The 14313-nt window shown below is 46.0% G+C and carries 8 protein-coding genes; 2 read left to right on the forward strand and 6 right to left on the reverse strand.

Annotated elements, in window-relative coordinates; translation table 11 throughout:
- The first annotated feature begins 389 nt into the window (after positions 1-389).
- On the forward strand, positions 390-2390 hold the full coding sequence (locus FHW88_RS13335; RefSeq protein WP_176625987.1) for a family 43 glycosylhydrolase: 2001 nt from the start codon (positions 390-392) through the stop codon (positions 2388-2390).
- A gap of 392 nt (positions 2391-2782) precedes the next feature.
- Here the strand turns inward: FHW88_RS13335 and FHW88_RS13340 are convergent, their stop codons facing one another.
- On the reverse strand, positions 2783-3796 hold the full coding sequence (locus FHW88_RS13340) for an NAD-dependent epimerase/dehydratase family protein (RefSeq protein ID WP_176625989.1): 1014 nt from the start codon (positions 3794-3796) through the stop codon (positions 2783-2785).
- Between the two features lie 65 nt (positions 3797-3861).
- Positions 3862-4431 (reverse strand): Crp/Fnr family transcriptional regulator, encoded by a 570-nt coding sequence (locus FHW88_RS13345; RefSeq protein WP_176625991.1) that lies wholly within the window; start codon positions 4429-4431, stop codon positions 3862-3864.
- A gap of 181 nt (positions 4432-4612) precedes the next feature.
- Here FHW88_RS13345 and FHW88_RS13350 point away from each other — a divergent pair, with 181 nt between their 5' ends.
- Positions 4613-4951, forward strand: coding sequence for a hypothetical protein (locus FHW88_RS13350; RefSeq protein ID WP_176625993.1), 339 nt, complete (start codon positions 4613-4615; stop codon positions 4949-4951).
- Between the two features lie 8 nt (positions 4952-4959).
- Here FHW88_RS13350 and FHW88_RS13355 read toward each other — a convergent pair whose 3' ends face one another.
- The 4 genes from FHW88_RS13355 to FHW88_RS13370 all read right to left on the reverse strand — a co-directional run bounded on the left by FHW88_RS13355 (position 4960) and on the right by FHW88_RS13370 (position 14051).
- The gene (locus FHW88_RS13355; protein ID WP_176625995.1) at positions 4960-6030 is read right to left on the reverse strand and encodes a glycoside hydrolase family 43 protein; all 1071 of its coding nucleotides are present in this window, start codon (positions 6028-6030) and stop codon (positions 4960-4962) included.
- A 172-nt stretch (positions 6031-6202) separates the two neighbouring features.
- A complete protein-coding gene (locus tag FHW88_RS13360) occupies positions 6203-8653 on the reverse strand; it encodes a glycosyl hydrolase family 95 catalytic domain-containing protein (RefSeq protein ID WP_255485327.1) in 2451 nt (816 codons plus the stop codon).
- Positions 8654-9058: 405 nt separating this feature from the next.
- Positions 9059-10978 (reverse strand): RagB/SusD family nutrient uptake outer membrane protein, encoded by a 1920-nt coding sequence (locus FHW88_RS13365; RefSeq protein ID WP_090532452.1) that lies wholly within the window; start codon positions 10976-10978, stop codon positions 9059-9061.
- Between the two features lie 10 nt (positions 10979-10988).
- Positions 10989-14051 (reverse strand): SusC/RagA family TonB-linked outer membrane protein, encoded by a 3063-nt coding sequence (locus FHW88_RS13370; RefSeq protein ID WP_090532454.1) that lies wholly within the window; start codon positions 14049-14051, stop codon positions 10989-10991.
- Between the last annotated feature and the right edge of the window lie 262 nt (positions 14052-14313).

A 14313-nucleotide genomic window follows, 5' to 3' on the forward strand; every position in this document is an offset into this window, starting at 1 on the left:
TATAGTCATTATAAGTGACAAATCGGACGCCTTGCACACGTTCAGCCCGGAAGATACTCACTATATCAGCAGGAAAGCACACAGTACAACTCTTAACAGTTTTTTATAAAAAAGGCACATACAGGAAAGACATTTTTTACCTTTTTTTATACTCATTACTATTGCCGCAATGACTTAAAAATGGAACAATAGTCTTGTTTTGATAATTCGGCACCTTTGATCATGTCACCTAAAGTCTAATGACAATATGGATAATCAGCTATTCGATATCTGCAATGAGCTTTATCAATACGGCGATTTTGCACATTCGTTTTACGATTAGTTACATACAGGACATCCGGGCGAACGCTGTAATCATATTTTTAGGTCTTATATTCATTTGTATACTGATGACTTTCAAATCCATTATTTCCCGTTGTAGTTTAATAGTTGTTTGTTCTTTCTTCTGGTATCATGGCGCTATGGCCCAGTTCAATAAGGTAGAAGATATTAAGCCGGCCCCTTACCCCCAGGATGCAGCAACCCTGGTTAGAACTTATGTCAATCCGGTGCTCGCCGGGGACCATCCGGATCCGACACTCTTAAAGGTTGGCGATGACTTTTACATGTGCGGCTCCAGTTTTCATTTCGTCCCTAACTTACCGATTCTCCATTCCAAAGACCTGTTGCATTGGGAGCTCATTTCAAGGGTTGTGCCCGCGGATTGGGATGAGTTAAAGTCCGGGGCGCCGGGTGCCGGCATTTGGCAAGGCGCAATAACCTATTTTTATGGCGTTTATCGTATTTATTTTTCAAACAGCGCAGGAGGCGGGCAATACATGTCAAGCGCCACGAAACCGTCGGGGCCATGGTCTGCGCCTGAAAAAGTTAAAACAACCCCGGATACAGGCCCTATCGGCTACGATAATTCTATTTTCGTAGATGACGACGGCACGCCTTACATGATCATTAAAGCCAGTCAGACAGCTAACCGCATACAGCAGATCGATCGTTCCGGCCACCTGACAGGCAAATTGATTAACCTGGACTGGATCAATCATGACAAGAAATACAGCTGGGCTGAGGGCCCTGTGATGTGTAAGAGGGAGGGCTGGTATTATTACTTCATGGCAGGTGATGTTACAGGCGGGCAATATGTACTTCGTTCAAGATCACTTACTGCGGATTCAGCGAAATGGGAGAACCTTGGAAAAATATTCGCGTTTTCAAAAGATCCGGATAACAGGTTCAGATCAGTCAATCATATGTCGTCCCCATTTCGGTTAAGTGACGGTACCTGGTGGTGTATCGCGCAAAGTTATGATGCGCCCAAAGGGGATGACTGGAGCGGCCAGGGAAGGCAGGACCTGATTTTGCAGGTTCAGTGGACAGCCGACGGCCGTCCGTTCGTTCCTTATCCCTCAGATATGCCCCTTGCACGTCCAAATCTTACAAATAACGGCCTAGCCTGGCGCTTACCGAGGTCGGATGAATTTTCAAGTTCAAATTTGTCGTTGTATTGGCATTTTTTCAACAAGAACGCTGCGCAACAGTATTCAGTCACTGACAATAAAGGCTGGCTTAGGCTTAAGCCGAAAATTGGCAGGACCCACATTCTGCAAAAAGAGGCGGGACATTATTATTCGCTCGTTACGCGGGTAAGGCTGAATGCACTGGCATCGGGGCAAGAGGCGGGGATTTACCTTGCTTCCGGCAATGAATCGGTAAACGTGCGTCTTTGTACTGGGTTTGAAGGAGGCAGAAAAACATTCAATTTCGCGATGGGCGGCCAGTCGTTCAGCGCAGAAAACAAAATTGGGGAAAGCGTATGGCTGAAACTGGAGCGAAAAGCGCATGAGCTAACCGGTTACTACAGTTCTGATGGTCTGCAATGGCATCAAATCGGTACGGTCATCAATGCAAGTGAACTGGACAAAGCCCAGCCTAATTTTAATTCGTGGGTAGGTACCAGCCTGGGCCTTTTTGCTGAAGGCGGGGAAGCGGATTTCGATCTTTTCGTTTATAAAGACGGTTATTCGGAACAGCCCTTAGCAGGCGCCAATAATTATTGGGGCGTTACGTTATCTCAGGTTGATGGCGCTATCTTAAATAATGATGCCGGAGGTTGGGTGATGCTGGGCGGAGTGGATATGGGGAGAGGGGCAAACAAAGCAACCAGTATTTCTTTGACCGCGGCGGCGCTTAGTAACGGCAGCGTTGAAATATGGATCGATGACCTAAACAAAGACGGCAGGAGAATCGCGGTTATACCGGTTAAAAGTACGGGCTCATTGAATAAATGGTCGGCCATATCTGCAAAGATACCCGCCATTGCCGGTCAGCATGATCTATATGTCAAGATAAAAGGATCTAAGAATGCTTTGGCGATAAGATCATTATTGTTTAAATAAGCTGCCCCTGCCCGAAACTAACTGGTTATAAAGGCAGGCGCTCTCCTTGCTTCCCGATTGCTATCCTTACCTTTTTATCATTTAAAAATGAAAACCGCAGAAAAAAATGGTACAGCAATCCAAGCAATTGCAAACAAAGGAGTAAACAGAATTTCAAACCGCCAGGCTTAACAGGAAAGGAAGCCAAAGAAGATGAGAGCACCGGAAGGTATAAGTTTTTCAGCGATGCTACGTTATTTTTAAAGCCAACTGAAAATCCTCAAATACAAATGCGATTAAAGCATCTCTAATGAGGATTTTCTACTTGGACTATCAGAGCGTAACCGTAATTATTTCAGATCCGGAAAACAAGAGGTTAAAAATCATTTATGTTATATATCCAACTATCTCAACTAATATATTTTGTTCCGATTTTTAATCAAATATTCCATTGCTTCTTTCACTACCTGCACCGGGTTTCTTGGAATAAATCCCAATTCTGTTCTGGACTTTGAAATATCAAAATTTTGTTGAAGTCCTGAAAACATTTTAATGTCTTTGGTAGTGAGCAATGGTGCTTTTCCCGTGACTCTGCTTCCGGTTTCCATCAGCCAGGCAATGGTCAAAAGTATGGGTTTTGGAACGGCGGCTGGCAGTTTTATATTCAGCTCAGGGAAGAGTTCCTGGGCGATTTTGGTGGTTTCTTTTATCGACATACATTTTTCGTTTGCCAGAATGTACCGCTCACCATCCCTGCCTTTTGTTGCAGCCAGATAACAACCTTCGGCAACGTCTTTTACATCAATCCAATTGAGCGTAATGTTGGTTTCAACAGGAATTTGTTTTTTCAAAATCAGGTGGATGATGTTATAGGAAACGTTCAATGGTGCAAATGCTTCACTGCCAATCATTGCGGAAGGCAGTACGGCAACCAGCTCAATGTTACGTTTCTTAGCCAACTCGAACGCCAGTTTTTCACCGTCATTTTTCGAGTTGTAATACATATCCCTGCGGTCGGAATTGTAGCCATAGCTCTCCTTTGTAGGAAGTCTGGAATAATCTAACGCCGCTATGGAACTTACATATACAATCCGTTTTACACCGGCTTCTGCGGCGGCTTCAATCATGTTTTTCGCCCCGGAAAGATTGACGTCATAAATTTCTTTTTTCGGGTTATTTGCCCAAAGTTTGAACGATGCACCTACGGCATAAAAAACATCCACATCCTGCAAGGCGTTAGCCAGGGATTGTTTGTCGGTGATGTCGGCCTGAACCACTTCGCAATTGAGTCCTGCAAAAGATTCCTGGTTTTTAATGTTGCGAACCGAAGCCCGGACAGGAATGCCTTTTTCGATAAGCAATCTCACAAGGTTATTGCCCAGATGTCCGTTTGCACCTGTAACCAATGCCAAATTTTTCTGTGCCATAGTTTTTGATGTTTAAATGATGGTACAAAATTCAAGATTGGCTTTTTAAAGGCACTTCACAAATGTTACTTAATGATTTCCTTTCGTATTCTGCTTAGGCTTTTAGGGTTCATTCCTAAAAAAGATGCGATGTGTTGCAGCGGTACGTTTTGTAAGATCTGCGGATAGTTTTTCATTAATTTGCGATAGCGTTCTTCGGCACTTAGTGTTGCCAGTTCTGTTGAGCGGTTTTCGTTATAGGCAAGTGATTGCTGGAAAACCGAGATGCTGAAATCCCTGAAGACTGTGCTTTGCTGTGTTAGTTGATCCAGATTCGTTTTCGTAATTCTCAATAATTCACATTCCGTTACACATTCCAGATTTTCGTTGGATTTTGTTTGGTTGACAAAGTGGAAGTAGGAAGTAATAAATCCTGGCGGACAATTGATATGTGTGGTTACCTCATCTCCGTTCTCGTTGTAATAAAACAGCCTTACATAGCCAGATACCACGAAATAAAGATACTTCGGAATGCTTCCCTCTTTTTCACAGATGTGGTTTTTAGGGAAAAGTACATACTCAAAAAAGTCTTTGCATAAGGCCTTATCTTCCGGCGTGATTGTTTGGGATAGGAGTGCAAATAACTTTTCATGCATTTTGTAAATTTAGAAATTTTATTAACCGTTATCGGCTTTTTGCCTATCCGTTTTCCAGGATGGTTTGTCTGTAAATTTTGAAATGGCATCGTTTTATCGTGCTTTAAATGGTTATACAAAGCGATGCAGATTCGTAATGCCCGAAGATACAGGCAATGGCATCATTTAGATTTTTGGGTAGATGGGTAATGATTTTACTGACGATGGTATTTGTCACTACAGTTATAATTATATGATTAGTGAATACAAAATTGCCCTCTATGTCCGGGAAAAAATTGCCATCCTGTCCGGCATAAATAAAGCCGAAATGGATTTGCTGACTGCAAGATTGCAGTTGATTTCGTATAAATGCGACAATGAAGTAATATCATTAATGAGCTCGAAATTTTTGGCACTGTTGTCTGCCAGTAATTTGCCTTTGGGTGGTTTGAAAAAAGCAGTGTCGCCTTTCTTTAATTTTTGCATCCATTCCGAAATGTTAAGCAAATTGATCCTCCTTTACGCTTCATCATATGGCTAATTCTAAATTTATTTTGATTTAAACGGGTCAATCAGGGCAATACTGCCATCTGAACGATGGTAAAGCGGCGTTACCTTAACATTTCTCAGGTGTGTTTTGCCGGAGATTTCCGTGTCGTGGTAAAACAGGTACCATTTTCCTTTAAACTCCACAATAGAATGGTGCGTGGTCCAGCCCTGCACCGGTTTCAAAAATATTCCTTTATAGCGGAAGGGGCCGAATGGCTTATCACTTGTAGCGTATGCCAGGTAATGCGTGTCGCCTGTAGAGTAGGTGAAATAGTATTTGTCTTTAAATTTATGCATCCAGGGCCCTTCAAAAAAACGCCTGTCATGGTCTTTTCCCAGCAGCGGGCGCCCGCTCTCGTCCAGGATAATAACATCCTTCACCGGCCCCTCAAATTGCTTCATATCCGAACTTAGCCTGACCACTTTACAGCTGAGCGCCGGGGCATCATCGTTCAGAAGGTCGGTTTTGGAACCGTTGGACTGGTATTTACCCGTGGCCCATTGCTGTAACTGACCTCCCCAGATACCGCCAAAATACATATAACTTTGGCCATCCGAATCTGTATATACCGCCGGATCGATACTAAAACTGCCTTCAATCGGCTGTGGTTCCGCTTTAAAAGGCCCGGCGGGATTTTTGGAAGTAGCGACACCAATATGGAAAACATCTTGTTTATCCTTCACCGGAAAGTAAAGGTAATACACGCCATTTTTGTAAGCACAATCCGGCGCCCATAGCTGCCTTCCTGCCCAGGGGATATTTTTTATATCGAGGGCTACCCCGTGATCGGTTACCGGCCCGTTGATATGATCGAGCGAAAGGATATGATAATCCCTCATCGCAAAGTGATCGCCGCTGCCGTTGTCGGTTACGGCTGTGTCAATGTCATGAGAAGGGTAAATATAAATTTTACCATTGAAAACATGTGCGGAGGGATCTGCGGTATAAATCGATCTGATGAGGGGAGGAGATAAAAAGGTTTGTTTTTGTTTTGTTTGGGCGGCGGCCTGATTTACGGTGAAAACCGCCGCCATGAGTGTGCAGATAAGTTTAAATTGGGTTTGTTTCATCTTTGTTAATATTGTTTTCCAAAGGCAGCAGGCAGGGCATTTATACTTCGATGTTTAATTTGACGGGGCTGGATAGCCCGGATTGTCCAGCATTTTTTTCATCATATCGCCGGCCAATTCCCTGTTATATGCTTATAGCGGAATGGCTACTACAACTCATCTTATTAATTACTCAAATAATGCGGTATGTTTTACCTGCCAGGGTTGGAAGATCATATAAATAACTTTTCGGGAGTTTTACGTTTAGATCTTTATCGTTTTTTTTGATAATGGGTTGCGCGATGTCGGTGATGCGATAGAACCCATTGCTGTTAACCCCGGTCGCTTTTTTTAACATCCGGTTGTTCAGTAGTTCGTTAACACGCAGCCGGCAATTCCCGCCAAGGGCCGAATGTATAACGAGTTTTGTTAGGTGACGGCCTGACCATGCCAGGTCTATCTTGAATCCGCCACGGGCCATCAGCCCGTTTACGCTGCCTTTATCCCAGTCGTCGGGCATAGCAGGCAGCAGATAGATTGCAGCATCATGGCTTTGCATCAACATTTCGGTGATCCCCGAAGTACAGCCAAAATTGCCGTCAATCTGAAAGGGGGGATGTGCGTCAAATAAATTGGGATATGTGCCTCCGGATCCGGTCATGACTGGTTTTATCTGGTCTTTGATTAGCTTGTAAGCGTGATTGCCGTCTAATAACCGGGCCCACAAATTAATCTTCCAGGCCATTGACCAGCCGGTAGATACGTCACCGCGGTATACCAATGAATTTTTGGCCGCGGCGAATAATTCCGGATGTATAAAAGGAGAAATCTGGTTCCCCGGGAAAAGTCCGTAAAGGTGCGATACGTGGCGGTGATTGTCAGTTGGCCGGTCAAGGTCGTCCAGCCACTCCTGCAATTGCCCGTACCGGCCAACCTGCATTGGCGGCAATTTTTCGCGCAGCGCTTTCAGCGAATCGGCAAATGTTTTGTCCGTATTCAGGTCTGCTGCAGCATATATAACATCTGTAAATAAGCCATATACCAATTGGTTATCCATCGTGGTCCCGGCAGCAACCGACACCTCATGGCTCCCGGTTATGTATTCGTGCTCGGGCGAAACGGACGGGCTTACGACGAGCCAGCCATGATCCGGTTCTTTTTGCAGCACATCAACGAAATAGGCAGCGGCACCTCTCATTACCGGGTAATATTGCTTCAGAAATTTTTTATCTCCTGTGAAAAGATAATGTTCCCACAGATGCTGGCACAGCCAGGCATTTGCGGTTGGCCATAAGCCCCAGAATGCGCCGTCGACTATACCGGTAATCCGCCAGATGTCTGTATTATGATGAAGCATCCAGCCCCGGGCCCCATACATCTGCCTGGCTGTCGCCTTACCGGTTACGGAAACATCTTTGATGAGGTTAAATAAAGGCGTGCCCAGCTCAGACAGCTGGGTGGCCTCCGCCGGCCAATAGTTCATTTCAGTATTGATATTGACGGTATACTTACTATCCCACGGGCCTTTCAGTTCTCCGTTCCATATGCCCTGGAGGTTGGCCGGTTGAGATCCCGGTTGTGACGAACAGATCAGCAGGTAACGCCCGAATTGAAAATACAGTTCGGCCAGTTGGGCGTCGTTGTTACCTGCAAAGTTTTGTATCCGCACATCTGTGGGCAGCTTAATCGCGTTTGTCATGCCCAGGTCCAGTTTTATTCGGTTAAAGTACGATTGATAAAACCTGATATTAGATTGGCGCAGGGTATTAAACGATTTGGTGCAGGCAGCCTGCACATCGTTGCGGGCCCGCCCAGGCGCGTTTCCTGACAGGTCGTGATAGTTGATGAAATTAGTGCCGATGGAGAGATAAATAGTCGCCGTGTCCGCATGAGCGATGGTCATCCCGGAGGTATCCGTTTGTATAGTACCCCCATGATTTTTTGCACGGGCGATCATGTTAAACCTAACCTGGCCTTTTTGATTTTCGTGATCACTGCTTTTACCTGAAAGAACGATTTCCTGGTTAGCTGCGGTAAGCTCTTGTACAAGCGGGCTCTGGAGCCTTACCTTGCAATTGATCATTCCCGGTTTATCAGCACTCAGCCGTACCAGTAACACATGTTCTTTGAACGACGTAAAGTATTCCCGCTTATACTGAACACCTCCCGAGCTGTACCGTACTGTAGCTGTGGCATGTTCAATATCCAGGTCGCGGTAATAATTGCTAACATCTGTCTGGCCGGGAAAATTGATATACAAATTGCCGGCGAGTTGATAGGGCATGCCGCTGTTGCCCTTCGGGCCGAGATATTTATTGGCAGCCGCCTGCGCCTCCAGGTATTTTTTTTGCGCCAAAAGCACGCGTACTTCTTCAATATGAGGCTTAGCGGCCGAATCAATGTTGTTGTTGGGGGCGCCTCCCCAGATGGTAGATTCGTTGAGCTGGATGCGTTCCTGCTGTACGCCGCCAAAGATCATTCCTCCTATAAAACCATTCCCTATCGGCAGGGCCTCATTCCAGTTGTTGGCGGGCCTAGTGTACCATAGCCTATAACGCAGACCCCGAACAGCGGATTGACTGTTTTGGCCCCAGGCAACGGCACAAAAAAGGCCTGCAATTATTGCTAAAAATGTCTTTTTCAATTTTATCAGTTTAGTTATGGCGGTGGTATACAAGCCCGTGCCGGTTTGCAAGTCAGTTTATTGGCCATAGTGTAAGTCACTTTTTTGAGTATGGCTGCTTTTTTCTTACAATATATTGACTATTAGCCTTATGAACAATATTTTATCCCCGGATTAATTATCCCGATTGATTTTCGAACAAGCTCCGTTTTAAAGAAACAGGGTTCGCCGAATAGGCCTGCGCAATACAATTGCGCAAATGTTAAACCGGAAAGCTGCCTCAAGCCGTATAAATTGCCCCTCAAACACGAGAAAGGTCGTTGTATAATTTATGCAAATGCTGTGCGCTAAGCATTACCGACCGGAAGAAATTAAGAGGCTGTTCACAATTGAACAGCCTCGTTAAAAAATCATTATTTCTCCAGCTTAGTAGCCCGGATTCTGGTAGGCAGCCTTATCAGCAGCGCTCATAACCAATGCATCTATCTGCCCCTGCGGAATAGGGCGAAGATAGAGATGCGAGTCGATGGAACGTGTAACTTTAACCGGCGTATGGTCTCCAAAGGTGGTTCCTGCAATTGTAAAGGAAGCAGCAAGTTCCCCCCACTTTTGCGTCCGTACCAGATCGAACCAGCGGCCGCCTTCTGCATAAAATTCCCGGGAACGCTCCGCTAATACATAGTTCATGTCGATGATTGCGGGAGTAGCCGCCATCATAGCCTGGCTATCGTCTTCAATCTTTACTACATTACCATTATTATTGAAACGCCACTTTCCTGCGCGTGCCCGCAGCACGTTAACGAGTTCACGTGCTGATTTTCCTGGTTTAACAGTGGCGCCTTTAACTGCCGCCTCCGCTGCGATCAGGTATAGCTCCGAGAATTTTGCTATTGGATAAGGACGCGTACTACCGGCATTTGGCTGTCCCAAACCTGTGCCGTTATCTGTACGATAAGGCCCCAGTTTCCAGAGTCCCGGATAAATTATCCGGCTTATATCGCCAGGGTTGACCACCCAATCTGATCTACCTGGCAGCAGCCCGGCACCAACATTCCCGTTTCCTTTGGCATACACCACGTTCGGATCGTCATTATCCAGGAACGAGAGTATCGCGCCCCCCTGTGCAACGGGCAAGCCGTTGGCGTTAGCTAAGGTCTGGGCCGTGTTTCCGCCCTTTTGCCAGTTTCCGCGATATACGGTTGTGAAAGTTCCGTCATATCGTGAATCGTTTACTTTATCAGCGAAAGTGTTTTTCAGTACTTCAACAGTAGGGGCCATGCGAACCCAGGGCCGACCTAAATGTTGATCTGCCTCACGCAGAACGGAGTTCACCCCGCCACTGATTATGTTGGGATAGTTCCAGGTCATCATCCAGCCGGCAAAGTTATCCGGAGCGCCGCCGCTTCCGTAGGTCAAACTCGAACCGTTATATTTTTCACTGCTTTGAGTATGGTCTGCATAGAGCACCATTTCGCTGTTACGGTCGTTTGTGCCAACATTCACATCGTAAAATGTTGGCTGTAATTTGAACGAGCCCGGATTATCAATTGCGGTGGTGGCGATATCGTAGGCGTTTTGAAAATACCACGCAGCATCGTGTCCATTGGGATCTGTCCGGTTACTTGCGGGATAGGTCGGGATACTATTGGGATTTTGCAACCACCATGCATAAGTTAAATAGGCCTTAGACAGGAAAAGACGAGCTGCCGTTTTGGTCAGTCCGCCGGTTACCCGGCCGGTTTCCGGCAGATCATTGATCGCCTGCAGCAGATCCGGGAAAATCGCCTTTGTATAAACTTCGGGTACGGTATTACGCACCGACGTCCTTGAAGGCGTGATATTAAATTTCAACGCTCCCGAACCCAGATCAAGCGGTACGCCGCCGTAGGATTGCACCAGCAAAAAATAATCAAATGCCCTGAAGAAGCGGGCCTCAGCAATCAGAGCGCTGGAAATCCCCACGGCACTGGCGTTTTCGATTACGCCGCTGGCAGTATTGATGTCGGTAAAAGACTCGCCCCATATGATACTGGTAGGATAACTGGTTGAAGATATGATACCAACGCCTGAGCAATCCAGATCTTTGAAGTTTCCGTCGGCGCTCTGGCCCCATGTAGCTTCATCGGTACCGGTAACACCCGAATTATAGTAATAAGCCTGCCCGTAAATATTACGCAGGTGCGCGTACATGGCCGTTAATCCCCCATTAACACCCTGTACCGTTTTAAAATATTCCGGGGTGAAGGAGGAACGCGGTTGCTCATCAAGCACTTTTTTACATCCCGTAGATAAGACCGTTAGCAAAAGCGTGGATTTTATGACGCTTTTTATCTTTAAAGTTTTCATGTTGATAATGTTAAAATGTCAAATTCAATCCAAGTACATAATTCGTGGTCGAAGGGGCGTTGCTGCCGACTGTCAAGAATCGTCTTAGACTGTTAGACAGGGGCACCGCCGCGTTTTCATTACCATAAGAGTTTGGTTCAGGATCCATCCCTGACTCTTTGTGATAAGGCGAGAAAAATACAAATGGATTTTGCACGGTGAAGTAAGTGCGCAGGCGCATATTCGCGTGCTTTGAGAGCAGCTTGCTGAAATCATAGCCAAGCGTCATTGTCCGGATTTTGAGATAGGATGCATCAAAGTAACCGAGCGTACTGCCATATTTCGGATTATCGCCACTCAGGATACCGCCTGGTTTCGGATATTTTGCTCCTGTGTTATCCGGCGTCCAGTAATCTTCCTGAACATTATTACTGCGGCCTGTCATCAGGTTCAGATAGCCACCTGAGCCGTACAGGCTACTGATGAGCGTGCCCCCTTTCTTAAAGGCACCTACAACACTGAAATCAAAGCCTTTATATGCCACACGCGTATTAAAGCCGCCTTCGAATTTAGGATCAACATCGATGATCTGACGATCGGCGGCCCCGATAGCCCTTGTTGGCTGACCGTTGGCGTCATAAGTTCCGGTATACAACACTTTGATCATGCCCACATTTCCGCCCGGTTCGAGGGTGCTCAGGTAAGGGTCGCCAGACTGCCACAATCCTATTTTCTTGTAATCGTATATGGCGTTTATATTATGGCCTACGAACCAGGCGTTGCCTTCATCACGCGTCTGACCTGAAGCAAGCGCCACAAGTTTATTCCTGTTTCCATAGATATTAATACCCAAATCCCAGGTAAACCCGTTTTTATTGATGAGCGTACCATTCAAACTTAACTCAAGCCCTTTGTTCTGAGTCCGCCCAACGTTTGCTGTATAGCTTCCAACCCCTGCGGTAGGCGGCAGTCCTACGCCCAGTAAGATGTCGTTTGTGTTTGTAACATAATATTCAACAGTACCTGATAAGCGATGTTTAAACAAAGAAAAGTCTATTCCATAGTTCCATGTCTTTGAATATTCCCAACCTAAAGTTGGACTTGGAAGCTGGGTTACATAATAACCCGTCGCATAGTTTGTGTCGCCGAAATTATACTGACGCGTACCCAAAGTACCTAATGTCTGATAAGCGTTTACTGCCTGGTTTGAGGTTTGCCCAAAGCCCGCGCGCAGTTTCAGATTATCTATAACCGAAATGCCTTTCATGAAAGACTCGTTCATGATATTCCAGCCCGCTGAAACCGCGGGATAAGTGTGCCATTTATGACCTGGAGCTAAACGGGAAGAGGCATCCGAACGCACGGTGGCAGACAGCAGGAAGCGGTCATCGTATGAATACATCACACGACCCATGTAGGACATCAGGCCGCTCTGGCTGTAGTTGCCGTTGCCGATTGTGATCTCGCCGGTTGCTGCACCCAGGTTATAAAACTGGAAAGCATCAGCTGGAATATCTTTGGCCGACATGCTGGAAGAATTATACCTGGTTTGCTCGGTAGAATACAGGGCCACGACATTTATGTTATGCTTTTGAGCGAAAGTATGGTCGTAGGTCAGCAAATTTTCAACCGCCCAGTGATATTGGGCTGAGTTGCTTACGCCCGCTGTTGACGGCGTTGTCGGCGTGGCACTGCCAATCCCAACTCCGGTATAATTGCCGTTGTTGCTTTGCACATAATCGAGACCAAGGTTTACCCTGTATTTCAGGCCTTCTACCCACGGAATTTTTACTTCGCCATAAACGGAGTTGTATGTGGCGTAATTTCTTGTTTCGTTGAGCCATTGATCGTGGAGGTTATTGATGATGCCTTTGGTCAACACGAAACTTTCAGACAGTGGCGTTTTAACCGTTCTTTTCAGGCTTCCGTCCGCATTATAGGGATTGGCAAGGGGCGAAAGTCCCAAAACACTGCCAACGCCAACCTGGCTGCCTTCGGTAAGGTTATAGTTATTGTTAGTGGTAAAGCCAACTTTAACGTATTTGCCTACATTCTGGTCCACTGATCCTCTCATGGAGTAGCGGGTATATTGCTGCGTAGGAATAAGGCCCTGATTTTTATAATAGCCGCCGCCGAAATTATATGTACCCGTTTGGCTGCCTCCGGAAACACCTACGTCATTACTGAAAACCATACCGCTTCTGTAAAAAAGCTTCTGCCAGTCGGTATTTACGTCGTCAGCTTCGTCTACAGCGTTGGTGTACAGGCCTGCCGCTTTACGTAGTTTTAAAAATTCGGGACCGGTCATCATCGGGTACCTGGCGAAAAGTTTTTGCTCCCCATAATAGGCGTTATAGGTAATTTTAGCGGCTCCTCCCACCTGGCCCCTATTCGTGGTAATAAGTACAACGCCGTTTGCTCCCCTCGAGCCGTAAATAGCTGTGGCGGAAGCATCCTTAAGAATATCGATACTTTTAACGTCGTTAGGGTTAATATCTCCAAGAGAGCCGGTAAAAGGGATACCGTCAAGTACGATCAAGGGGTCATTGCTTGCAGTAAGCGACCGTTGGCCCCTGATCAGGATCTGCATCGTTGCACCTGGTTTTGTAGAAGTTTGAGAAACCTCTACGCCGGGTAATCTGCCTTGTATGGCCTGGCTGATATTAGGCGCGGGAATATCACGGATCCGTTCGCCGCTGATCGACGCGACTGAACCCGTTACAGCTTCCCGCCTTTGGCTACCATAGCCGATAACGATCACATCGTTAAGGCTGTTACTGCTTTGGCTAAGACGAATGGATAAATGTGTTTGCCCGTTAATCTGGATTTCCTGGTCGGCATAACCAATAAAAGTCACAATAAGCGCCTTCTCGGTTGGAGGGACAGTTATGGTGAAATTGCCGGCAACATCGGTAACAGATGTTGCTTTAGCTGTTTTTGCCCTTACGGTAGCGCCCGGTAAAGGCAGACCCTTCTCATCGACTACGGTACCGTTTATTTTCCTGCCTTGCCCAAATGCTGTAAGGCTGGAAAGCAAAACCGCCAGCAGCAGCAAGAAAGGTTTCTTTTGAATAGTTTGTAATGATTTTTTCATAATTCAGGTTTAAAAAAATTGAAGTTTTTGTGCCATGGAACAATTCGCCCAGGTTTGAGTTTAATATGCTTCCCGTCCGGGCCCCTAATCAGGTTTTTCATTTTATAGTTTGTTAAATCACAACGATAACTTTATTATGACCAGCTTCGCAATCGATTGCGAAATTGATGGTGACATAATGCGGAGCTTAATCCGGACGATATCAAATAAATCAGAATGTTTTTTTTAGTTTATAAATTGTATATGGCGGCAGGAATGCCCT

Source organism: Mucilaginibacter sp. SG538B (assembly GCF_013376065.1).
GTDB classification, from domain to species: domain Bacteria; phylum Bacteroidota; class Bacteroidia; order Sphingobacteriales; family Sphingobacteriaceae; genus Mucilaginibacter; species Mucilaginibacter rubeus.